Source organism: Gallaecimonas xiamenensis 3-C-1, assembly GCF_000299915.1.
GTDB lineage: Bacteria > Pseudomonadota > Gammaproteobacteria > Enterobacterales > Gallaecimonadaceae > Gallaecimonas > Gallaecimonas xiamenensis.
On the sequence record NZ_AMRI01000006.1, the window covers coordinates 48,931 to 72,589 of the forward strand.

General features: G+C 62.9%; 19 protein-coding genes. 6 read left to right on the forward strand and 13 right to left on the reverse strand.

Features of this window, described 5'->3' with window-relative positions; genetic code table 11:
- Positions 1 to 30 precede the first annotated feature (30 nt).
- Positions 31 to 2,187, forward strand: a complete 2,157-nt coding sequence (gene uvrD / locus B3C1_RS05530) for a DNA helicase II (RefSeq protein ID WP_008483467.1) — start codon at positions 31 to 33, stop codon at positions 2,185 to 2,187.
- Positions 2,188 to 2,233: 46 nt separating this feature from the next.
- Here the strand turns inward: uvrD and B3C1_RS05535 are convergent, their stop codons facing one another.
- From B3C1_RS05535 to B3C1_RS05550, 4 genes are all read right to left on the reverse strand, one after another.
- Entirely contained in the window at positions 2,234 to 2,551 is a 318-nt protein-coding gene (locus B3C1_RS05535) for a hypothetical protein (RefSeq protein WP_156804467.1), read from the reverse strand.
- Positions 2,552 to 2,606: 55 nt separating this feature from the next.
- The gene (gene rarD / locus B3C1_RS05540) at positions 2,607 to 3,497 is read right to left on the reverse strand and encodes an EamA family transporter RarD (RefSeq protein ID WP_008483469.1); all 891 of its coding nucleotides are present in this window, start codon (positions 3,495 to 3,497) and stop codon (positions 2,607 to 2,609) included.
- Between the two features lie 89 nt (positions 3,498 to 3,586).
- Positions 3,587 to 5,578, reverse strand: coding sequence for a methyl-accepting chemotaxis protein (locus B3C1_RS05545; protein ID WP_035481258.1), 1,992 nt, complete (start codon positions 5,576 to 5,578; stop codon positions 3,587 to 3,589).
- 118 nt (positions 5,579 to 5,696) lie between these two features.
- Positions 5,697 to 6,260: a DNA-3-methyladenine glycosylase I gene (locus tag B3C1_RS05550; RefSeq protein ID WP_008483471.1), complete on the reverse strand. Its 564-nt coding sequence runs from the start codon at positions 6,258 to 6,260 to the stop codon at positions 5,697 to 5,699.
- A 275-nt stretch (positions 6,261 to 6,535) separates the two neighbouring features.
- On the opposite strand from B3C1_RS05550, the gene B3C1_RS05555 reads away from it, so the two are divergent.
- Both B3C1_RS05555 and B3C1_RS05560 read left to right on the forward strand, forming a co-directional pair.
- On the forward strand, positions 6,536 to 9,118 hold the full coding sequence (locus B3C1_RS05555; protein ID WP_008483472.1) for a glycosyl hydrolase family 18 protein: 2,583 nt from the start codon (positions 6,536 to 6,538) through the stop codon (positions 9,116 to 9,118).
- A gap of 99 nt (positions 9,119 to 9,217) precedes the next feature.
- Positions 9,218 to 10,306, forward strand: a complete 1,089-nt coding sequence (locus B3C1_RS05560; protein WP_008483474.1) for a pyroglutamyl-peptidase I — start codon at positions 9,218 to 9,220, stop codon at positions 10,304 to 10,306.
- A gap of 46 nt (positions 10,307 to 10,352) precedes the next feature.
- On the opposite strand, the gene argS is transcribed toward B3C1_RS05560, so the two are convergent.
- From argS to B3C1_RS05585, 5 genes are all read right to left on the reverse strand, one after another.
- On the reverse strand, positions 10,353 to 12,089 hold the full coding sequence (argS, locus tag B3C1_RS05565) for an arginine--tRNA ligase (protein ID WP_008483475.1): 1,737 nt from the start codon (positions 12,087 to 12,089) through the stop codon (positions 10,353 to 10,355).
- Between the two features lie 36 nt (positions 12,090 to 12,125).
- A complete protein-coding gene (locus B3C1_RS05570; protein ID WP_156804468.1) occupies positions 12,126 to 12,944 on the reverse strand; it encodes an NAD(P)-binding domain-containing protein in 819 nt (272 codons plus the stop codon).
- A 237-nt stretch (positions 12,945 to 13,181) separates the two neighbouring features.
- Positions 13,182 to 13,733, reverse strand: a complete 552-nt coding sequence (locus B3C1_RS05575; RefSeq protein WP_008483477.1) for an SRPBCC family protein — start codon at positions 13,731 to 13,733, stop codon at positions 13,182 to 13,184.
- A 58-nt stretch (positions 13,734 to 13,791) separates the two neighbouring features.
- Entirely contained in the window at positions 13,792 to 15,504 is a 1,713-nt protein-coding gene (locus tag B3C1_RS05580; RefSeq protein WP_008483478.1) for a permease, read from the reverse strand.
- 67 nt (positions 15,505 to 15,571) lie between these two features.
- Positions 15,572 to 16,456 carry a bifunctional GNAT family N-acetyltransferase/hotdog fold thioesterase gene (locus B3C1_RS05585; RefSeq protein WP_008483479.1) on the reverse strand — a complete coding sequence of 295 codons (885 nt, stop codon included), beginning with the start codon at positions 16,454 to 16,456 and terminating at the stop codon, positions 15,572 to 15,574.
- Between the two features lie 155 nt (positions 16,457 to 16,611).
- Between B3C1_RS05585 and B3C1_RS05590 the strand changes: the two genes are divergently transcribed.
- On the forward strand, positions 16,612 to 17,088 hold the full coding sequence (locus B3C1_RS05590) for a Dps family protein (RefSeq protein WP_008483481.1): 477 nt from the start codon (positions 16,612 to 16,614) through the stop codon (positions 17,086 to 17,088).
- A 59-nt stretch (positions 17,089 to 17,147) separates the two neighbouring features.
- Here the strand turns inward: B3C1_RS05590 and B3C1_RS05595 are convergent, their stop codons facing one another.
- From B3C1_RS05595 to B3C1_RS05610, 4 genes are all read right to left on the reverse strand, one after another.
- Positions 17,148 to 17,681, reverse strand: a complete 534-nt coding sequence (locus B3C1_RS05595; protein ID WP_008483482.1) for a hypothetical protein — start codon at positions 17,679 to 17,681, stop codon at positions 17,148 to 17,150.
- Positions 17,682 to 17,780: 99 nt separating this feature from the next.
- Positions 17,781 to 18,218, reverse strand: coding sequence for a D-aminoacyl-tRNA deacylase (gene dtd, locus B3C1_RS05600; RefSeq protein WP_008483483.1), 438 nt, complete (start codon positions 18,216 to 18,218; stop codon positions 17,781 to 17,783).
- Positions 18,215 to 19,168 (reverse strand): prolyl aminopeptidase, encoded by a 954-nt coding sequence (gene pip / locus B3C1_RS05605; RefSeq protein ID WP_008483484.1) that lies wholly within the window; start codon positions 19,166 to 19,168, stop codon positions 18,215 to 18,217. The genes dtd and pip overlap by 4 nt, the downstream gene beginning before the upstream one ends.
- Entirely contained in the window at positions 19,149 to 20,018 is an 870-nt protein-coding gene (locus B3C1_RS05610) for a virulence factor BrkB family protein (protein ID WP_008483485.1), read from the reverse strand. Before B3C1_RS05610 ends, pip begins: the two co-directional genes overlap by 20 nt.
- A 70-nt stretch (positions 20,019 to 20,088) precedes the next feature.
- Between B3C1_RS05610 and B3C1_RS05615 the strand changes: the two genes are divergently transcribed.
- Positions 20,089 to 20,733: a DUF2959 domain-containing protein gene (locus B3C1_RS05615; RefSeq protein WP_008483488.1), complete on the forward strand. Its 645-nt coding sequence runs from the start codon at positions 20,089 to 20,091 to the stop codon at positions 20,731 to 20,733.
- 105 nt (positions 20,734 to 20,838) lie between these two features.
- Complete coding sequence (locus B3C1_RS05620) at positions 20,839 to 23,613, forward strand: M16 family metallopeptidase (protein ID WP_008483490.1); 2,775 nt, start codon at positions 20,839 to 20,841, stop codon at positions 23,611 to 23,613.
- Positions 23,614 to 23,659: the final 46 nt, after the last annotated feature.

Here is a 23,659-nt window from a genome sequence, read left to right on the forward strand (position 1 = left end):
GCCGCCACGTTAACCACTGTATAAATCCCCATGAATGTAGCGCACCTGCTGGACGGCCTGAACGGCAAGCAACGGGAGGCGGTTGCCGCCCCCCAATCCAACCTGCTGGTGCTGGCTGGCGCCGGCTCCGGTAAAACCCGGGTGCTGGTGCACCGGATCGCCTTTCTTATCCAGGGGTTAAACGTCTCCCCCTACGCCGTGATGGCGGTCACCTTCACCAACAAGGCCGCCAGCGAAATGCGTGGCCGGGTGGAGCAGCTGATGGGCGGCCAGCTGCGGGGCATGTGGCTGGGTACCTTCCACGGCCTGGCCCACCGGCTGCTGCGTTTTCATCACCAGGACGCCAAGCTGCCGGAGAACTTCCAGATCCTCGACTCCGACGACCAGTACCGGCTGGTGAAACGGGTGATGCGCAGCCTCAATATCGACGAAAAGAAATGGCCCATCCGCCAGGCCATGGGCTACATCAACGGCAAGAAGGACGAAGGGCTGCGCCCCAAGCATATCGAGCCCCAGGACCCGGTGGACAAGCTTTGGCACCAGATCTACGAGGCCTACCAGAGCGCCTGTGAGCTGGCCGGCCTGGTGGACTTTGCCGAGCTGCTGCTGCGGGCCCTGGAGCTGCTGCGGGATAACCCGCACCTGCGGGAACATTACCAGGCCCGCTTCCAACACGTGCTGGTGGACGAATTCCAAGACACCAACAGCATCCAGTACGCCTGGCTGCGCCTGTTGGCCGGCCCCCAGAGCCACGTGATGATCGTCGGTGACGACGACCAGTCCATCTACGGCTGGCGCGGTGCCCGGGTCGACAACATCCACCGCTTCCTGGAAGACTTTGCCCCCGCCACCACCATTCGCCTGGAGCAGAACTACCGCTCCACCGGCACCATCCTCAAGGCCGCCAATGGCCTTATCACCCACAACGCCGAGCGGCTGGGCAAGGATCTGTGGACCGAAGGCAAGGCCGGGGAGCCGGTGTCGGTATACGCCGGCTTTAACGAAATCGACGAAGCCCGCTTCGTGGTGGGCCGTATCCAGGCCTGGGTGGACGAGGGCGGCCGCTGGTCCGATGCCGCCATCCTCTATCGCAACAACGCCCAATCGCGGGTGCTGGAAGACGCCCTGCTGCGGGAAAGCATCAAGTACCGCATCTACGGCGGCCTGCGCTTTTTCGAGCGCCAGGAGATCAAGGACGCCCTGGCCTACCTGCGGCTGATGGCCAGCCGCGACGACGACGCCGCCTTCGAACGGGTGGTCAACACCCCGGCCAGGGGCATTGGCGATCGCACCATCGGCATAGTGCGCCAGCAGGCCAGGGAACAGGGCACCACCCTGTGGCGGGCCTGCCGCCAGTTGCTGGACGCCAAGGTACTGTCGGGGCGGGCCGGTAATGCCGTGCAGGGCTTTATGACCCTGGTGGACAACCTGGAAGAGCAGGGCTGTGACCAGGCCCTGGGCCGCCAGGTGGACATTGCCATCAAGGAGTCCGGCCTCTTTGCCATGTACCAGGCCGAGAAGGGCGAGAAAGGCCAGGCCAGGGTAGAGAACTTGGAAGAACTGGTGTCCGCCACCCAGGACTTCGAGCCGCCGGAAGGCAGCGAGGAGATGAGCGAGCTGAACGCCTTTTTGGCCCACGCCGCCCTGGAGTCCGGCGACACCCAGGCCGACGAGTTCGAAGACGCGGTGCAGATGATGACCATGCACACCGCCAAGGGCCTGGAATTCCCCCTGGTGTTCCTGGTGGGGGTGGAGGAGGGCATGTTCCCGTCGATGCAGTCGGTCACCGACCCGGATCGCCTCGAGGAAGAGCGGCGCCTTTGCTACGTAGGCATGACCAGGGCCATGAAAAAGCTCTACCTCTGCTACGCCGAGTCACGCCGCCTCTACGGCCGGGACGAGTACCACACTCCCAGCCGCTTCCTGCGGGAAATCCCCCAGGACTGCCTGGAAGAGGTGCGGATGCGCACCCAGGTCAGCCGCCCGGCGCCCCAGTACCAAAAGCGCCAGGACCAGTTCAACGAAACCGGCCTGAGCCTGGGCCAGCGGGTGCGCCACGCCAAGTTCGGCGACGGCATCATCATCAACTACGAAGGTACCGGGCCCCAGTCGCGGGTGCAGGTGGCCTTCGACGATGCCGGCCCCAAATGGCTGGTGGTGGCTTACGCCCGCCTAGAAGCGCTCTGACCCCGCCAACCACACCAAAAAAGGCCGCCCCAAAGGGCGGCCTTTTTCATAGCAATAACACCAGGCCCAATACGCCTATGGCCACCAGCAGGCTGTTGTTGAACAACTTGGCTAGGGCATTGGCTTTTTCCCCTTGGGGGCCCTCCCTGTGCTCTATGCCGGCCACCTGGGCCAAGGGCACAGAGCCTTTGGACGTCATCAGCAGTTCGTCAGTCTGACCTTGGTAGAGACCCTGCAGGCTGCGGCCATCCTTGAGGGTAACCCGGATCATCTCCCCCTGGCGCAGGGCCCCGGGGTCTTCCACATCCTGGGTGGAGGCGCAGGCCCCCAGCAGCAGCAAGGTCAACAGCAGCAATCTTGTCATGGCCCACCTCGGCAAGGGCTTTTCCCTTAGCCTAGTCCAGTGGGCCAAAAGGGACTCAGGCCTTGGCTTGGCGCCGCTTGTATTGTTGGCGCAGGGCGTCGAACACGAAGACCCCCAGGGCACCCCAGATAAAGAGGAAGGTCAGGGCCTTGTGGGGATCGAAGGACTCTCCGTAAACGGCCACTGCCAGCACAAAGGTCAGGCTGGGGCCTATGTATTGGAAGAAGCCCAGTACCGACAAAGGCAGGTGCCTGGCCGCCGCGATAAAGCACAATAAGGGCACAGTGGTGACCACCCCTGCGGCGATCAACAGGCCGTTGAGCTGCCAGGTGTTGTGGCTCATGCCAGTGGGGCTGTCGAGCCACCAGAGGTAGACCAGGGCTGCCGGCAGCAGCAGTAGGGTTTCCACGAACAGGCCGGCGATAGGGTCCACCGGCACCTTCTTGCGAAAGAGCCCATAAAGGCCAAAAGAGGTGGCCAGCACCAGGGCTATCCAGGGCAGGCTGCCGTAGGCGATCAGCTGGGCCAGCACCCCAAGGGCGGCCAGGGCCAGGGCGACCCACTGCAGGCGGCGCAGCCGCTCTCCCAGGAACAACATGCCAAGGGCCACGTTGATCAGGGGATTGATGTAATAGCCCAGACTGGCTTCCAGCATGTGGTTACTGTTGATGGCCCAGATAAAGAGGCCCCAGTTGGTGGCGATAAGGCAGGCAGTCAGCAGCAGGGTCTGCCACTGGCGGCGCTGGCGAAAGACCTGGCGCACCGCTGCCAGTTTGCGCAGCCCCAGCAGCAGGCCCAACAGCAGCACGCAGGACCAGACCACCCTGTGGGTGAGGATTTCGGTGGCCGGTACCGCCTGGATCAGCTTAAAGTAGGCCGGGGCTATGCCCCACAGGAAATAGGCGCCCAGGGCGTAGAAGGTACCTTTGGAATCCACGGTCGCCATGACCACTCCGGGATCGGAAATCGAGAGGCCGACATGCTAGCAGAGCCAGGGGCCGACGTCTCGGCGCCTGGCCGCAAGCAAGGTGCTGCCTAGGCCATGCGAAAGCCGCTGAGGCGCTGCTCCAGGGTGGAAAGTTGCTCGCGCAGGTGCCGGGCGGCATCGTTGACGGTTTTCACCCTCAGCACCGTATCTTCCGACAGGTTATTGATGCCGCTGGTGGTCAGCTGCACCTCGGCCAGGGTAGCGGACTGCTGTTCGGCGGCGGCCGCCACCTGGCTGACCAGGTCTTGCACCCGCTCTATCTCCCGGGTGACCAGGGCCACGGCCTCGGCGCTGTCCCGCACCCGGCTGGCGGTTTGCAACACCTGCTCTTCGTTCCTTTCCATGGCCGCCAGGGCGCTGGCGCTGGAGTTTTGCAGTCGCTCTATCATGGTGCGCACGCTCTCGGTGGACTCCCGGGTCTTGTAAGCCAAGGAACGCACCTCGTCCGCCACCACCGCAAAACCCCGGCCCTGTTCACCGGCCCGGGCCGCCTCTATGGCGGGATTGAGGGCCAGCAGGTTGGTCTGCTCGGCAATGCCGGTAATGGTGTCGAGGATGCCGGAGATCTCGCCGCTGTGCTGGTCAAGGCGCTCAATCTCGGCCCTGTTGTCGGCGATGGAGTGGGTCAGTTCCTGAAAACCCTGATTGACCGACTCGGTCAGATGCTGGCTGCGTTCCACATGCTCACCGGCCTGGTTCATAGAATCCCGGGCCAGCTGCATGCTGCCGGACACCTCGGCGGCGGCCTGGGCGATTTCCTGCATGGCGTGGGCCAGCTGCTCGGCCCGCTGGTGCTGACTGTCGGCGTTACCGGTGGCGGCACCGGCAGCCTGCATGATGTTGTCCATCACTTCGGTGGCGGAGCGGGCCGTTACATGGAAGCCCTTGAAGATACCTGCCACCTCGTCCAGATGCTGGTCCACCGAGCGGCTGATGTTGCCCAGCTCATCGCCGCTGTCGTCGTTGAGGCGCAGGGTCAGGTCCGAGTCCTGGGTGATGGCGCGCAGGGTATGGTCCACCACGTGGACCCGGTGCTTTAGGGAGCGGGTCAGCACCCAGATCAGATAAATCAGAGGGCAGATCAGGGCCAGGCTGGCCAGCCCGGACCAGAACAAGGCGGCGCGGGCATCTCCCTGGGTGGCATGGGCTCTGTCCCTGAGCAGCAGGTTCAGCTCCTGGGCCAGCCCCTTGATAGCGCCTATCCGCTCCGTCGCCAGCGCAAACCAACGCCCCTGGGAAGGGTCGGCCAGGCTGCCCCCTTCCCCCTGGCGCAGCAGTTGCTGCTGTATGCCTTCCACCTGCTGCCAATAGTCCTTGGCCCGCAGGGCTTCCAGCCGCTCGGCAAAATCCACCGGAGCCAGATGCTGGAACTGGGTCAGGTAAATGTCGGAAGAGGTGATGGCCTGCACCACCACGTAGTAGTTGCCCTCGTCCAGTTGGCCCCGGGCAAAGGCGCCGTTAAGGAGGCCCCGTACCCGCCCCGACTCTTCGGTGGCCCAAAACAGGGTCAGGGTGGCGTCCAGCAGGTTTTTCAGCTCCGGCACCCGGGTCAGGTTACGGGACAGGGTGGAGGAAAAAGTCAGGGCCTTGTCGTTAAGGCTGCTGAAATAACCGAAGGCGCCGCTGTTGGGCACCAGGTCGTCCACCCTTTGGCGCACCCTGGGCAGCTCGTCCAGTTGGTCCAGGATCAACCGGACCCTGTCCCGGCTTTCCTGACCGAGTTCCGCCAGGGGCCAGGCCCTGATCTTGGTCACGGCGGCATCCATTTTCTGGCGCTGCTCGGCCAGCTCCTTGGCAAAACGCTGGCCGTTGGAGCCGATGTAACCGGCACTGAGGCCCCGCTCCACCGCCCCCTGTTGGGCCAGGTCGGAGGCACTCTCCACCAGCTCCACCAGCTCCACGGCGGTGGCCGCCTGGCCGGCCTGGCCCAGCAAATCACCGAAATAGAGCACCAGGGCCAGCAGCATGCCGGCCAAAGGTACCAGGGAGACGATCAACACAGCGTGCACGAACTGAAGGCGGGCCAGTAGGGGTCGCATCATTCCTCCTGCGTCGGGGCGCGTCCTTGAGCAAATGTCTTGAAGGACAGGAGGTTAAGATTAGTACAAAAAAGAGGCAGCCAGCGGCCACGCCGGCGCCCCTATGCCTTGCCAGGCCTTAGCCAGGGTGGCGGTGGCAGCTCACCAGGTGGTCGTTAACCAGGCCAACAGCCTGCATAAAGGCATAGATGATGGTGGGTCCAACGAATCGGAAACCCCGTTTTTTCAAGTCTTTGCTGATCTTCTCCGCCAAAGGGGTCACGGCGGGCACCTCGGCCAGGGTCTGGGGTTGGTTACGGATAGGCTGGCCGTCCACAAAGGCCCACAGATAGCTGGCGAAGCTGCCAAACTCCTGCTGCACCCGGATAAAAGCCTTGGCGTTATCGATGCTGGCGGCCACCTTGAGGCGGTTGCGCACTATACCGGGGTTGGCCAGCAAGCGGCTCTGATCCTCATCGTCGTAGCCGGCGATTTTCTGCACGTCGAACTGGTCGTAGGCGGCGCGGTAGGACTCACGTTTACGCAGCACGGTGATCCAGGATAAGCCGGCCTGGGCTCCTTCGAGGATAAGGAATTCGAAGAGGGTGCGATCGTCGTGGACCGGCTCGCCCCACTCGGTGTCGTGATATTGCTGGTAAAGGGGATCCTGGCCACACCAGGGGCAACGCTTGAGATCGTCCATGACAACTCCAAAAGACAAACAGGGCCTCTACCTTGCCTGATGGCCTGGAGCAGCTCAAGAGGCCTTTTCAGGCTGAAACTTGGCAACAGCTGGTCAAAAAACTTTCATTTGCCCAGCCATTTTGTGACCAATGACCAAGAAATGCGCAAAATTCAGGTCTAGGGTTAAGAGGATTTGTCGGATTTTTACGACAACGAATGACAACGCTGTCACCGCATTCTGGTAAGCCGTCGGCGTTGTGCGAGGACATCCAAACAAGAATGAACGAGGGACTTATGCACAACAGACACACTCTGCTCGCCGCCGCCGTGGCCACTGCCCTGGCAGGCCCTGCCTGGGCCGCCGCTCCCGGTAAACCCGGCATCGACTGGATGGAAACCAGCTTCGCCATCATCGAAGTGGACGACGCCGCCACCGCCTACGAGCAGCTGCTCACCATCAAGGACGCCGCCGACGTACCTGTGGCCTGGACCAAGTATTCAGGGGACGGTGCCACCCGCGTCCAATACCTGCTAAACGGCCAGGTGGTAAGGGAAGACAGCATCAGCGGCGGCGCCACCCAGACCGGCTCGGCCACCTTGCAGGTGGCCAAAGGGGGCCAATACCAGTTGCAGGTGGCCCTTTGTAACAGCGACGGCTGCACCAGCAGCGACCCCAAAGCCATCACCGTGGCCGACACCGACGGTAGCCACCTCGATCCCCTGGTGGTCAGCCCCCAGGAGAACAACCAGCCTTTCGTGGACCAGTCCGGCAAGGTGCTGGGGGCCTACTTCGTAGAGTGGGGCGTCTATGGCCGCAGTTTCCCGGTGGACAAGATCCCCGCCTACAACCTCAACCACCTGCTGTACGGCTTCATTCCCATCTGCGGCGGTGACGGCATCAACGACAGCCTCAAGACCATAGAGGGCAGTTTCCAGGCCCTGCAACGGGCCTGTGCCGGCCGGGCCGATTTCAAGGTGGCCCTGCACGACCCCTTCGCCGCCGTGCAAAAGACCCAGAGTGGCCAGAGCTACGCCAGCGCCTACAAGGGCAACTTCGGCCAGTTGATGGCCCTGAAAAAGGCCTATCCGGACCTGAAAATACTGCCGTCCATCGGCGGCTGGACCCTGTCCGACCCCTTCTACTTCCTCGGTGACGCCGCCAAGCGCAAGGTGTTCGTGGACTCGGTGGAAGAATTCCTGCGCACTTGGAAGTTCTTTGACGGTGTCGATATCGACTGGGAGTTCCCCGGTGGCCAGGGCGCCAACCCGGACCTGGGCAGCCCCGGCGACGGCGCCACCTACCTGACCCTGATGCAGGAGCTGCGGGCCATGATGGACAGGGTGGAGGCGGATACCGGCCGTACCCTGGAGTTAACCTCCGCCATCAGCGCCGGCCCAGACAAGATAGATGTGGTGGACTATCAGGCCAGCAGCCAGTACATGGACTACATCTTCCTGATGTCCTACGACTTCTTCGGCGCCTGGAGCAACACCGAGCTGGGCCACCAGACCGCCCTCCATGCCGCCGACGGCAAGCCCGACACCAAGTACTATGCCGACAAGGGCGTCCAAGCCCTGCTGGCCCAGGGAGTCGCCCCCGGCAAGGTGGTGCTGGGCGCCGCCATGTACGGCAGGGGCTGGACCGGGGTCTCCGGGTACCAGGCCGGCAATCCCTTTACCGGCACCGCCACCGGCGCCGTCAAAGGCACCTGGGAAGCGGGGGTGGTGGACTATCGCCAGATCGCCAACGAGTACCTGCCCAGTTGGCAATACGGCTATGACGCCGTGGCCGAGGCCCCCTATATCTTCAAGGCCGATACCGGCGACCTCATCACCTATGACGACCCCCGCTCGGTGCAGGCCAAGGGCAGCTACGTGCTGAACCAGGGCCTGGGCGGCCTCTTTGCCTGGGAGATTGACGCCGACAACGGTGACATCCTCAACGCCATGCACCAAGGCCTGGGCAATGGCGGCGGCACGCCACCGGCCAACCGCGCCCCGGTAGCCAGGGCCGGCGCCGACCAGCAGGTTCAGGGCCCGGTAACCGTCACCCTGTCCGCCAGCGCCTCCAGCGACCCGGACGGCGACAGCTTGAGCTACAGCTGGAGCCAGATCAGCGGCCCGGCCCTGAACCTTGGCAACACTGCGGCTGCCCAGCTCAGCTTCCAGGTGCCCCAGGTCAGCGACACCCAGAGCTATGGCCTGCGCCTGACCGTGTCTGACGGGGAACTGACCAGCAGCGACGAGGTCACAGTCACCAATCAGGCGCCCCAGCCCAACCAGCCCCCCAGCCTCAGCCTGCCGGCCCAGGTGCTGGCCCAGGCCGGCGCCCAGGTCACCATCAATGCCACCGTCAGCGACGAAGGGGCGGTCAGCTACCAATGGAGTCTGCCGGCCGGCCTTAGCGCCACCAGCCTCACCGACCCCAGCCTGAGCCTGACCGCACCGGCCGTGGACAGCCAGACCAGCTACAGCATAGGGCTGACCGTCACCGATGCCGAAGGCCTCACCGCCAGCGGCCAGACCCAACTGCTGGTCAGCCCGGCCGGCGACGGCTGCCAGGCCAGCGACCCGGACGCCGGTAACTTCCCGGCCTGGGACAGCGCCGCCGTCTATGTTGGCGGTGCCAAGGTCAGCTACCAGAACCTGGTCTGGGAAGCCAAATACTGGACCCAGGGCAACACCCCCAGCCAGGCCGACGGCCCCTGGAAGCTGGTGTCCAGCGTGGCCCAAGGCTGGCAAGCCTCGGTGGCCTACAACGGCGGCGATGAAGTGGACCACAACGGCCGCCATTGGCGCGCCAAGTGGTGGACCCAGAACGAAGAGCCCGGCATTGCCGCCGTCTGGGAAGACATAGGCGAAGCCAGCTGCCCTTAACCGAGCAAAGCCCCGCCTGGCGGGGCTTTTTACTGGCCAAAGCCAGGCTTTCTTCCACTGCCGCTTTCTGCCAAGCTGTCTCTTATCAAGGAGATAGCCATGTTTCGTTACCTGCTGTTACTAAGCCTTTTCACCGTCCCGGTACTGGCCGAGGTGGAAGAAGCCCGCCTGCCCAAGGCCGAAGCGGCCATGCCCGGCCTGCTGACGCCCTTCGCGCCATTGCTGGCCAAGCTGGACGCCAACAGCGACCTGGACCAGGTCGCCCAGGTGGCGGCCCAGGGTTTTGCCCTTGGCAAGGCATTGGCCCGGGAGCGCCTGGACGACAGGCCCCTGTACTGGTTCCGCCTGGCCGGCAAGGCCAAGCTGCGGGCCCTGGCACTACCCCAAGCCCAGAAGGACGCCTTGCTGCGCCGCTTCGAACGGGTCAGCAGGGGCATCGAAGACATTCATTTTTCCGGCCCGGAAAAGCGCATCCTGCTGACCGGCTTCGATCCCTTCTTCCTGGACCGCCATATCGACCAGTCCAATCCCTCCGGCCTGGCAGCCTTGTTGCTGGACGGCCAGCTGATTGAGCAGGATGGCATCAAGGCCAGGGTGGAGACGGTGTTGGTGCCGGTGCGCTTTGCCGACTTCGATGAGGGCCTGATTGAACGGCTGCTGCTGCCTTTCTACACCCAAAACAGCGCCGACATGGTGGTGACTGTGTCCATGGGCCGCAGCGATTTTGACCTGGAGCGCTACCCCGGCAAACGCCGCAGCGCCGAGGCGCCGGACAACCTCAATGTGATGACCGGTGCCACCAGCGTACTGCCAAAGCTGCCGCTACTTTACGGCAAGCCCTTGTCGGGCCCGGAGTTCGTCAGCTTTAGCCTGCCGGTGGATGCCATGGAAGGGGCGCCTGGCCCCTTCAAGATCAACGACAACCGCCTGGTAGCCACCCTGGGGGGCGAGAAGGAGGCCCTGCACCTTAAGGAGATCCAGGACGAGGTGTCGGTGCGGGGCTCGGGGGGCGGCTACCTGTCCAACGAGATCAGCTATCGGGCCATCCGCCTGCGCAACATCGTCGGCAGCCCTATCCCGGTGGGCCATGTCCACACCCCCCGCATCGAGGCCTACGACAAGGCCAAGGAAAAGGCCATTGTCGAGCAGCTAAAGGCGATGCTGGGCCGGGCCCTGCCCAGCCTCTAAGGCAATAAAAAAGGGAGCCAAAGGCTCCCTTTTTTGTCGCTGTGGCTTACATCCGTTCCAGGGTCTTGATACCCAGCAGGTCCAGGCCCTGCTTGAGGGTGCGGGCGGTCAGGTGAGCCAGTTTCAGGCGCGAGCCTTTCACCCCTTCGTCTTCGCTGGACAGGATCGGGCAGGCCTCGTAGAAACCGGAGAAGAGTCCTGCCAGTTCAAAGAGATACAGGCACAGGTAATGGGGAGCGCCTTCGCGCACCACAGACTCGATGGTCTCTTCGAACTGCAGCAGCTTCTGGGCCAGGGCCTTTTCCTGGGGCTCGGCCAGCAGCAGCGGGGCGCTCAGGCTGGCAGCGTCGATGCCGGCCTTGCGGAAGATGGAAGCCACCCTGGTGTAGGCGTAGAGCATGTAGGGGGCGGTGTTGCCCTCAAAGCTCAGCATGGCGTCGAAGCTGAAGATGTAGTCTGAGCTGCGGTGCTTGGACAGATCGGCGTATTTGACGGCGCCGATACCCACGGCGTGGGCTATCTCGCGCAGTTCCGCCTCGTCGAAGTCGCTGTTGCGCTCCTTGACCAGCTGATAGGCCTTGTCTTCGGCTTCCACCAGCAGGTCAATCAGCTTGACGGTGCCGCCGCTGCGGGTCTTGAAGGGCTTGCCGTCTTCGCCGTTCATGGTGCCAAAGCCCATGTGCTCCAGGCTCAGCGCATCGCGCACAAAACCGGCCTTGTGGGCCAGGGTGAACACCTGCTTGAAGTGCAGGGCCTGGCGCTGATCCACAAAGTAAAGGGCGCGGTCGGCCTTCAGTACGTTGTTGCGATAGCGCATGGCCGCCAGGTCGGTAGTGGCATAGAGATAACCACCGCCGGCCTTTTGAATGATGATCGGCAGTATGGAGCCGTCTTTATTCTTGAACTCGTCCAGGAACACGCATTTGGCGCCCTGGTCTTCCACCAGCAGGCCCTTGGCCTCCAGATCCGATACCACCTGGGCCAGATCGGCATTGTAGGCAGACTCGCCCATCACGTCCTGGCGGGTCAGGGACACGTTCAACTTGTGGTATACCTCATGGCAGTGAGCCAGGGAGATGTCGTTGAATTCGCGCCACATTTTCAGGCAGGCTTGGTCGCCGCCCTGCAGCTGCACCACCAGTTCACGGGCGCGGTTGGCAAAGGCTTCGTCTTCGTCGAAGCAGCCCTTGGCGGCGCGGTAGAAGACTTCCAGGTCGGACAGGCCCATCTCGGCCTGGCTCTTGCCCTCGGCCTTTTGCTTTTCAAGGTAGGCCAGCAGCATGCCGAACTGGGTGCCCCAGTCGCCCACGTGGTTCTGGCGCACCACCTTGTGGCCCAGGAACTCCAGGGTACGGACCACGGCGTCACCGATGATGGTGGAGCGCAGGTGGCCAACGTGCATTTCCTTGGCCAGGTTCGGGCTGGAGTAATCCACCACCACGGTTTGGGCTGCGGGCTTGCTGACCGCCAGGGCGGCGTCAGCCAGTGCCTTTTCGGCTTGCTCGGCCAGCCACTGGGGCTTGAGGAAGATGTTGATAAAACCGGGGCCGGCGATCTCCAGTTTGTCGGCGATACCGTCCAGCTCCAGGTTATCCAGCAGCTTTTGTGCGAATTCGCGGGGGTTCTGGCCCATTCGCTTGGCAGCGCCCATGACACCGTTGGCCTGGTAATCGCCAAACTCCGGCCTGGCAGACTGGCGCACCGCAGCCGGTGTCCCAATCGGCGCACCCGCAGCCACCATGGCGGCCCCAACCTTGTCATTAAGCAGCGCTTGAATGTTCACAACACCATCCCGTCGAAAAAGAAATTGAACAAAGGGTCAGCATTCTACCCCAGACGCCGCCCCTTGGCACCAAGCCAGGGGGTCCGGCACCTGGTATTGGTAGCCCAGGGTTTTGGCCGTCCAGTCCCCCAGCACCCGCTTGCCCCCTTGCTGGTCGACAAATACCGGTTCGGCCAAGCCGGCCAGGCGGGCGGCCTGGGTATAGAACTGGTCACGCCGGTAGGCCACCGGGGCCACCCCGTGGAATACCTGGCCCCAACGGCCCTGTTCCAGCACCGCCAGGCAAAGGCCGATGGCGTCGGCCTGGTGGATGAGGTTCACCGGCGCCGCGCCACGGGGTAGACCCTCTTTGCCGGCCAGGAAACGGCCGGGGTAGCGGCCAGGGCCAAAGAGGCCGGCCATGCGGATCACACTGCTCTGGTAGCGACGGTCCTGAAGCAGGGCCGCTTCGGCCTGGGCCAGGGGAGACTGGGGGTCGGCCGGGCTCTGCTCGTCCAGGTTAGCGTCCTGTTCGGCCAGGGCGCCGGTGGAGGACACCAGCAGGATGTTTTCAACCGCCGTGCCAGCCAGGCCATCCCGCAAATGGGCCAGCATGGCCAGGTAGCTGTCGCCCTGGCCCCGGCGGATGCCGGGGGGGAAGGCCAGCACCAGTCGCCGGCAGTCGGCCAGTGGGCCCAGGGCTGGCAATTGCGCCAGATCCAGGGGGTGGGCCTTGAGGCCGGCAACCGCCAGCCGGGCACAAGCGGCCGGGTCACGCCTGGTTGCCAATACCGAAAAGCCTTTATGCAACAAGCTGTTGGCTAGCGGCTCACCGAGCCAACCGGCTCCTATAACACCTGTATCAATTTTCATCATTTTAGGCACAAAGCAAATTTATGACTGTTCAGCTGCCTACTGCATGTTGTACAGTGGCTAGGTGTTTTCGACCTGTCTCTTTGCAAGCGGAGCCAGGTTGGGGCACAAGCCACGCAGACGACGTCCCGGCTGTGTGGTCGTTTCAAGTCCGATGCCATGCTTAGTGGGAACCGAGCTGGCTGTCTTTCGGACTGGCCCGACGACAATAGAAACAGGCAGAATCCCCTCTTCCCTCCTCTAGCCGTTGTCGTCGGGCTCACTTTTCTCCACTTTCTCTTTCAGTTTCATCAGGCCCTGCTGGTACTGGTCTCCCAGAATTTTGTCCATCAGCAAGCCAAAGTAACGGCCCAGTACGTCATTGCCAAAGTTGGTGCGAAAGCCCCAGGTCACCTGGCTGCCACTGCCTTCTGCCTTGATCCGAAAATAGCTGTCCGCTTCTTCCTGGTTACCAAAATCCAGCTTCATGGCCACATAACCGGGGGCGTTGGCCTCCAGCAGCCGCATGGTGCCGTTGCCCACTTCCGCTTTGTTCGATTGCCAGCTCAGGCTATGGCCGCTCTGGCCTGGCTCGCCGGCTATGTCATAACGGGCGGCCGGATCCAGCCCATACCAAGGGGACCAGTCGTTGAATTGGTGAAAGTCTGACACCACGGCGAACACCTGGCGGGGGCTGGCGTCCATGTGCAGGCTGCGTTCCACCTGCACGTCCCTTGGCAGGAAGAGTCCCACCACCAAGAACAGCACCACCAACAACACCAGGGCGGTGACGAGTCGTTTCAACCAGACCATATTGTTCTCCTCTTGCTCGGCTAGCTAAGCACTAGCAGGGGCGCAAGCCCCTGGCAAGTCAATGATGGTGATGGGGTTTTATGATAAGACCCTTGGGCCAGAGCTCGGCGACGAAGCCCCGGGCGCCACGGCGCAGCAAGGCGGTGGCAAAAAGCCCCACCAGGGTCACGGCGCAGGCGATACGCCAGGGGCTGTCCGGGGCTATGTCCATCAGGGCCGGCAGGCTGGAAGCGTCCACCCCCACCCATTGGCTGACGCCCCACCCCAGGGCGGCGGCCACCGCCATCACCACCAGGCCGTAAGCCCAGGCGAAACGGGGCGAGTGTTGCTGGGCCAGGTAGCGCAGCAGCCCCAGGTTCAAGGCCGGCCCCACCAGCAACAGGGCCAGGGCAGCCCCCCAATTGAGGCCAAAGGCCAACAGCACCGCCACCACAGGGGTCAGGCCGGTGGCACATAGGTGCAGGGGCAGCGCCAGGGCCAGCACCAACAGCAATTGCCATTCCGGGTGCACCGCCAGCGCCTGCCACAAGGGATGGGGTGCCAGGGTGGCCGCCACCACCAGGCCGGTGATCACCCAAGGCGCCGTGTGGTCGATCAGGTGGCCGTAGCCCATCTCGAAGGCCGAACGCAATGGCGCCTCGGCGTCATGTTGATAGCAGGAGCGAGCCGGCACCCGCTTGAGGAAACGCACCAACACCCAGGCGCAGGCCAGAGCCAGCACCAACACCGAGGCAAAGCGCCATAGGGTCAGCTCGCCCCCCAACACCGCCAGGCTGGCCAGCAGGGCATCGATACCGAAGATGGGGGCCGCCAACAGGAAGGCCAGGGCCATTACCGGGGGAGCGCCGTGTTGCAGCAACTTGGGGTAGACCCGGGCCGCGTCCGGCAGGCACACCGGCAGCATCAGGCCCCAGATCATGCCTCGCCAAAGCCCATGGGGTTGGTCTGGGCCGCTGTGGCGCAGGGGTCTTAGCCAATTGAGCAGCAAGGCCAGGCCGTAGGCGGCCAGCAGCCAAGGGGACAGGGCCAGCAGCAGGTGCCAAAAGCGCATCAGCGCCGCGCCGGTTTCCTGGCCGTGGTCGTGGCCGTGCAGATAAAGGGCGGGCAGGGAGATTGCCACCAGCACGGAGGCCCCCAGCAGGCCACCGACTCCCGCCATCCAGTTGCTGCCGTGGTGGTGGCGGCTAAAGGGCCTGTGCAGCACCACATGCAGCAGGGTGCCGGCCACCAGGCCTTGCAGCCAGCCCAGCTGTTCTGTGCCCAGATCCGGTAGCCAACGGTTGCCAAGGAAGAAGCCGGCCAGGGTGCCACCCACCACCAACCCCAAAGCCAGGGCGGCCACCAGACGACCGTACTGGGGCTGCAGCAGCCACCAGAGGGTCAGGCCTACCGGTAAGCGGTGCAGTACCACTCCCAGGGCCAGCATGGCACCGGTGTGGCCCTGGCCATCCACCAGGGCGGCACCGTCGGTCATGGCGTGGAGGATAAGGCCCCCCACACCCACCAGCAGGGTCAGGTTATGGGTGGCTTTGGCGGCGCCCTTGAACAGGTGTTCCACCTGGCCTGGGCCCACGGCACCGGCCAGCAGCAACACCAGCACCGGCCAGCCGCCCTGGTGCAGAGCCTGGGGCATGACGTGGAACAGCAGCAGGCCGCCGATCACCACGAAGATGAAGTTGTCCAGCAGCGTCAGCCAGTCTTGGCGGCGGGACAACTGCCGGTACAGCAAAGGGCCAGCCAAAAGGGCCAGCAAACTCAAGACCAGGAGCATGGGGATCTCGATAGAAAAAGCGCTGTGACATTATAACAAGAGTCCAGCGCCACTGACTAGATTGGCATCAGCCTTTGGGCAATATCACGTAGGTGCCACTGAACACAGACGCCGGTTCCTGGGGGCCGGACCCCGTCACCAGTGCCTCCAGATGAATGCGGGCCTTGCGGCCCTGGCGCAGGTTGGCCAGTTCCTGCCAGTTGCCCTGGTCCTGGCTCAGCATCAGCGGCGCCGTGGTCAGGGGCCTTTTGTAGCGGATCTCCCCCTTGCCCAGCACTATGTCCCCATCCAGGCCTTCGGCCTGGAGCTGCCACCAAATGCGCCCCCAGGCGGTCAGGGTGGCCAGGGCATAATGGCTGCCGGCAAAGAGGGTGCCGTGGAGGTTGGCGTTGTTGTCAAAGCTGGCCTGGGTGAGCAACTGGGCGCCGTTGAAGCCCAGTACCTGCAGGTCCATAAAGCGGGAAAGGGGAATGGTCTGGTGCCAGGTCTGGGTCAGGGCCTTAGCCCTTTGGTGGAGCTGGGGGTCCAGGTTGATGCGCATCTTGAAGTGGGGGATGACCCCATAGAGGGTATGGGCGGCGCCCAACAGTTGGAAACCGGCCCTTTGGTAGAAAGCCAGGGCCCCTACCCGGGCGTTGAGCTCTACCGCCAACAGCCCAAGGGAAGCGGCCAGTTCCAGCAGCCCCTTCAGAATAAGGCCACCCAGGCCCTTGCCTTGCTGGCCTGGTGCCACCGCCATATAGCGGATCTGACCTTCACCCGGGGCGCTTTGGTGCAAGCGGCCGGTGGCCAGCACCTGGTCGCCCTCTTTGACCATCAGATGCCAGCTTTGCGCCTCCAGCTCGTCTTGCTCGGACCCAGGGGGTTGCTGCCAGGGCGCCCGCAACACCTGCCAGCGCAGGGCAAAACAGTCGGCAAAGTCTTTCTCGGTCAAAGGCGTACAAAGTTGCATGAGATCAATACTCCGGTCATCCGGCCATCATTAGATAACAAGGGCAAGGCACAGGCAATCAATCGTCATTTACGATTGCATTGAATAATTTTAAGCGCTTATTTATCTTGAAGAGCCTAGGCTAGACTAGGATTCCAAATGACTAAGGAGGTCTTATGAGCAACCACAATCTGATTGGTCTGAACCAGGATGGCGTTAGCAAGCTCACCGGCCTGCTCAACAAGCTGTTGGCCAACTACCAGATCCTGTACATGAACGTGCGGGGCTTTCATTGGAATGTCCGTGGCGACAACTTCTTCGAGCTGCACGCCAAATTTGAAGAAACCTACAACGAACTGCTGTTGAAGGTGGACGAGATCGCCGAGCGTATCCTGACCCTGAGCGAACGCCCCCTGCACAGCTTCAGCGCCTATATCGAACGAGCCTCCATCAACGAGGAACGGGACATCACCGACGGCAAGAAAGGTATCGGCCATCTGCTGGACAGCTACCAGAAGCTGATCAGCGAACAACGTCAGATCCTGGCCCTGGCCGGGGAGATCGGTGACGAAGGTACGGCTTCCCTGATGAGCGATTACATCAAGGAACAGGAAAAGACCATCTGGATGCTGGGTGCCTACCTGAACAGGTAAGCCTGAATAACCGGCAACAGAAAAGGGAGCCAAGGGCTCCCTTTTTTCATGGCTGCGTCTTACTGCACGGCAAAGCTCAACTCGTTGGTCAGGCCTTTGGCTATGGTCACCTCGCCGGTGGCGTAGAACTGGCCCTCGCTCTCAACCTTGAAATAGTAAAGACCGCTGTTGGTCACGTAATCCTTACCGACACCATGGAAGGTTACAGGGTCCTTGACCAGCCAGCCTTCGGCGGTAACGGGATAGAGATAGAGGGTGCAGCTGGGCATGGTGCCCTGGCTGTCCAAGTGGGAGCAGCCCATCAGCTTGGTGCGGGTCAGGCCCCTGGGGTTGCTGACGGTTTTCTGGGCACTGAGGCGGCCCAGGTCAACGGATTGGCGTTCGGCGTCGGTAATATAGACAGCTTCCCTGCCGACACTGTAGCCGCCGTTATAAACAGGCTTACCGGAGACAGTGCTGCTATCCCCCATGCCCACCATGCGCTTGGCGGCGTCGGAGGCACCGTTGATGGCGCCGTCCACCACAGAGCCAAGGTCATTGCTTGCGCAACCAGAAAGGGCTAATGCAGCCAATAAAAACAATGACTTATTCATAATTCACATCCTTGTAAAAGCAACAGCCCCTATTATTCCCAATCACCATGGCAGGGGCAACAGCCGTGTTACATCCCGCCACAAGGCCAGAATGTCAGCTCAGCTTTGCAGCCAGAAGGTCACAGGGCCGTCGTTACAGAGGCTGACCTGCATGTCGGCGCCGAACTGGCCGGTGGCCACCCTCAGCCCCTGCTCCTGGCACAAGCCGCAGAACACCTGGTAGAGCCTCTCCCCTTCCGAAGGTGGCGCGGCGCTGGAAAAGCTGGGCCTGTTGCCGCTGTTGGTGTCGGCGGCCAGGGTGAATTGGCTGACCACCAGCAGGCTACCGCCGGCCTGGGCCACATTGAGGTTCATCTTGCCGTCGCTGTCGGCGAAGACTCGGTATTTGGCCACCTTGTCGGCCAGGCGTTTGGCCTTGGCCTCATCGTCGCCCTTTTCCACCCCCAGCAGCACCAGCAGCCCCTGGTCGATGGCCCCCACCGTGGCCCCGGCGATATCTACCCGGGCCTGGGTCACCCTTTGGATAAGGGCGATCATTGCAGCCGCTCCCACACCCAATCCAGGGCCTTGATCAGGCCGTCGGTAATGCCCGGTTCCATGGCGCTGTGGCCGGCAGCCGGCACTATCCACAGCTGCGCCTGGGGCAGCACGGCGGCCAGGCTGGTGGCGTTTTCCAGCTTGCAGACCATGTCGTAGCGGCCGTGCACTATGACGGTGGGGATATGGGCTATCTTGGCGGCGTCTTTTAGCAACTGGCCTTCTTCCAGGAAGCAGCGATGGGCGAAGTAATGACACTCCATACGCCCCACCGACAGGGCCAGGCTGGGGTCGGTGTAGAGCTCGTCTACCCGGGACGGCGGCACCAGATTGACCATGCGCCCTTCCCAGAGGGTCCAGGCCTTGGCCGCCTGCATCCGCTCCAGTTCGTTGTCGGACGTCAGCAGCTGGTAGTAACGGGGGATCAGATCCCGGCTGTCGCCCCCCAGGGGCGCCAGGAAATCCTGGTAGTGATCGGGGTAAACCTGGGAACAGCCCTGGTCCGGGGCCGTCATCCAGTCGTAGTCCTGCTCCCGAGCCAGGAAGATGCCCCGCAGCACCAGGCCGGTTACCGCCTGGGGGTGGGCCTGGGCATAGGCCAGGGCCAGGGTCGAACCCCAGGACCCGCCGAACACCAGCCATTGCTTGATGCCAAGCTGACTGCGGATAAGTTCGATATCGGCAATCAGCTTGGGGGTATTGTTCTCCACCAGAGACGCATGGGGCCGGGACCGGCCGGCGCCGCGCTGGTCAAAGAGGATCACCCGAAAACGCTGGGGGTCGAAGAAGCGGCGCATGGCCTCGTTGCAGCCGGCGCCGGGGCCGCCGTGCAGCACCACCACCGGCAGGCCGTCCGGGTTGCCCACTTCTTCCACGTAAAGCTCATGGCCATCGCCCACCGGCAGCCATTGTTGCCAGTTGGGGCCTATTTCAGGCAGCAGTTCCCGCATCGCTGTCGTCCTCGCTTGGTAGCTGGTCCTGGTCTTGATCGCAGTCGGTGAGATAGGCGGTCAGTTCCGCCCCCAGCAGCACGATCAGCCAGCACAGGTAAATCCAGAAAAAGAGAATGGGTATGGCCGCCAGGGTACCGTAAATCAGCTGATAGGACGGCACCTGGGCCACGTAAAGGGCAAAGCAGCGCTTGGAGATCTCAAACAGCAGCGCCCCCAAAATGGCGCCGCCCATGGCATGGCGCACCCGCACCCGCTTGTTGGGTACCAGCAGGTACAGCACCATGAAGGCGGCCCAGGACGCCATAAAGGGCGCCAAGCCGATAAGGAAGGTGCGCACCCCAGAAAGGGCGCCTTTTTGGAACACGTCCATGCCCACCACGTAGGAGGTCAGGGCCAGGGACACCCCCATCAGCAGCGGCCCCAGGGTCAGCACCGACCAATAGGTGGCAAAGGCCACCGACCAGCGCCTGGGTCTGTGGATACGGAAGATCTGGTTGATGGTCCTGTCCACCGAGCTGATCAGCATCAGGGCGGTGACCACCAGGAACAGTATGCCAAGGGCGGTCATCTTGGAGGCGTTGGCGGCAAAGCCCTGCACCTGCTCGGCGATGACGTCCGAGGCGGCCGGCACGAAGTTGTCGAAGATAAAATGCTGCAGCTCGCCCTTGACCTGTTCGAAGCCGGGAAAGGCCGAGAACAGGCTGAACAGCACGGCGATAAAGGGCACCAGGGACAACAGGGTCACGTAGGCCATGGCCCCGGCATGGAGGGTGAGCCTGTCCTCTTTTACCCTATTCATAAAGCCCAGCAGATGGGCCTTGAGGTCATTCCATTGGGGCAGCGTCATGGTCTTGGTTTGCTCAAAGAGATGCTGTCTTTTACTCTAACACCAAATACTTGCTGCTAAGGACCCCAGCATGCGCGCCCTGGCCCTCGCCACTTTCTGCCTCTTTTCCCTGACCGCCTGCCAAAGTGCCTACTATTCCGCCATGGAAAAGGTGGGGATCCACAAGAGGGACATCCTGGCCGACCGGGTGGAAGCCGCCGGCGACGCCCAGCAAGACGCCCAACAGCAATTCAAAGACGCCCTCGAGCATTTTCGGGCCGTGGTGAAGGTGGACGGCGGCGAACTGGAAAGCCGTTACGACGAGCTGTCCGCCCAGTACGAAGACTCCAAGGAAGCGGCCCAGAACGTCAGCGACCGCATCGACGCCGTGGAAGACGTGGCCGAGGCCCTGTTCGAGGAATGGGACGCCGAACTGGCCCAGTACAGCTCCGCCAGCCTGCGGGCGTCTTCGGCCCGCACCCTGGCCGACACCCGCCGCCGCTACCAGAGCCTGATCACCGCCATGCGCCGGGCCGAAGCCAAGATGCCACCGGTGCTGGCCAAGTTCCACGACCAGGTGCTCTACCTCAAGCACAACCTCAATGCCCGTGCCATCGGCGCCCTCAAGGGGGAACTGGGCAGCATAGAGAAGCAGGTGGACAGCCTGGTCAAGGAAATGCAGAAGGCGGTGGCCGAATCGGAGCGTTTTATCAAGACCCTGGACAGCGCGTCTTAAACAACTGCCACCTTTTGTTACATTTATTTAAAGTCCCGCCATTGAGTCAATGGCGGGACTTTCTGTAATTTCAGGAAGTTTACGACCAACGGAAGGAACGAGAAGATGCCCCTGATGCGCACCCTCACGGCAGCAGCCGTGGCCACGGCGCTGCTTGGCGGCTGCCAGGCCACCACCCCGGCCAGCACCACCACCAGCGCCGCCCAGAACCTCCCAGAAGTAAAGATCCCCTACCAGGTGTTCACCCTGGACAACGGCCTGACCCTGGTGGTCCATGAAGACCACAAGGCGCCCATCGTCGCCGTCAACGTCTGGTACGGCGTTGGCTCCAAGGACGAGAAGCCCGGTAAAACCGGTTTTGCCCACCTCTTTGAACACCTGATGTTCAACGGCTCCGAAAACTTCAACGACGAGTACTTCGGCCCCTTTGAAAAGGCCGGTGCCACCGACATGAACGGCACCACCAACAACGACCGCACCAACTACTTTGAAAACGTCCCCACCCCGGCCCTGGATATGGCCCTGTGGATGGAGTCTGACCGCATGGGCCACCTGGTGGGCGCCATCGACCAGGCCAAGCTGGACGAGCAACGCGGTGTGGTGCAGAACGAGAAACGCCAGGGCGAATCCCAGCCCTATGGCCGCGTCTTCGGCTACCTGGCCGAGCAGACCTTCCCCAAAGGCCACCCTTACTCCTGGTCGGTGATCGGCTCCATGGACGATCTCAACGCCGCCTCCCTGGATGACGTCAAAGACTGGTTCAAGAGTTATTACGGCGCCGCCAATGCCGTCGTCGTGCTGGCCGGTGACATCACCCCCGACCAGGCCAAGGCCAAGGTCGAGAAATACTTCGGCGACATCCCCGCCGGCCAACCCCTGAAGAAGATGCAGTCCTGGGTTGCCAAGAGCCAAGGCACCAAGCGCGCCACCATGCAGGACCAGGTGCCCAACGCCCGCCTCTACAAGGTGTGGAACGTGGCCGAGACCGGCACTGCCGACAGCGACTACATGGACCTGCTGTCCGACCTGCTCACCGGCGGCAAGAGCTCCAGGCTCTACCAGCGCCTGGTGGAGCAGGAACAGCTCGCCACCAATGTCTACTCCTTCAACTACGCCCGCCTGCTGGCCGGGCAGATGATCATCCTGGCCGACGCCAAGCCGGGCGTGTCCCTGGAGCGCATCGAGAAGGTGATTGACGAAGAGCTGGCCAAGCTGGCCAGCCAAGGCCCCAGCCAGCAGGATCTGGACAGGGTCAAATTCAGCCAGGTGGCCAACCTGGTGCGGGGCGCCGAGCGTATCGGCGGCTTCGGCGGCAAGTCCGACATCCTGGCCTCCGGCATGGTCTACCACGGCGACCCGGGCTACTACCAGAAGCAGCTGGGCCACCTGGAGCAGGCCACCCCGGCCGACATCCAAGCCGCCATCAATACCTGGCTGAACGACGGCGCCTTCGTGCTGAACGTGGTACCCCAGCCCGACTATAAAACGGCGGCGGCCGGTGCCGATCGCAGCAAGCTGCCCGCCGTGGGCAAGCTGCCCACCCTGAGCCTGCCGTCTCTGCACAGCTTTACCCTGTCCAACGGCCTGGAAGTGGCCCTGGCCGAGCGCCACGACACCCCCACTGTCGAGCTGCAATTTAGCTTTGACGGCGGCTACGCGGCCGACTACGGCCACAAGGCCGGCGCCGCCAGCTTTACCATGGCCATGCTGGCCGAAGGTACCCAGAGCCTGAGCGCCGCCCAACTGTCCGACGCCATGCAGGAGCTGGGCAGCAACTGGTCCAGCCAAGCCAGCCTCGATAGCGCCAACATCAGCCTGGACGCCCTGACCGTCAACCTGGACCCGTCCCTGGCCCTGCTCAGCGACCTTATCCAGCACCCGGCTTTCAGCCAGGACAGCATCGACAAGCAGCGCTCCCGCTGGCTGGAAAACCTCAACCAGGAGAAGGCCCAGCCCATGGCCATGGCCCTGCGGGTCCTGCCCAGCCTGCTGTACGGCAAGGACCACGCCTACAGCGCGCCCCTGACCGGCTCCGGCACCAAGGACTCCATCAGCGCCCTCAAGCGTGAAGATCTGGTGAGCTTCCACGACACCTGGCTGCGCCCCGACAACGGCCGCCTGGTGGTGGTGGGTGACACCACCGAAGCCCAGCTCAAGCCGCTGCTGGAAAAACACTTCGCCAACTGGCAGGCCCCGGCCCAAGCCAAGCCCCAAAAACAGCTGGACCAGGTAGCCCAGCAGGGCGAGAGCCGGGTCTTCCTGATTGACCAGCCCGGTAGCCCCCAGGCCACCATCATCGCCGGCCAGCTGGCGCCGTCCGAGCGCAGTGACCAGGCCACCGCCATCGACGTGATGAACGCCATTTTCGGCGGTACCTTCACCTCCAGGCTCAACATGAACCTGCGTGAAGACAAGCACTGGTCCTATGGTGCCCGCTCCATCTGGCTCAAGGCCGAAGGCCAGGGCATGTACTTTGCCTACGCCCCGGTACAGGTGGACAAGACCAAGGAGTCTATCCAGGAGATGGTCAAGGAGCTGAAGGCCTACACCGGCAAAGCCCCTGCCACCCAGGCCGAGCTGGACAAGATCAAGGCCAACAAAACGGCCAAGTTGCCCGGCGCCTATGAAACCAAGGGAGCCTTGCTGGGTGCCATTGGTGACACCCTGGCCCAGGGCAAGGATATGACCTGGCTGGAAGGCTACGGCAACCGCGTCAACACCCTGACCCTGGACCAGGTGCAGGCCACCGCCAAAGGGGTACTGCACCCCGACGCCCTGACCTGGGTCGTGGTCGGCGATCTGAGCCAAATCGAAGATAAGGTGCGCAGCCTCAAGCTGGGCAAGGTGGTGAAGCTGGACAGCGACGGCAACCCCATCTAAGCAACGGTTCCAACCAACCTTTGGGGGCGCTTGGCGCCCCTTTTTT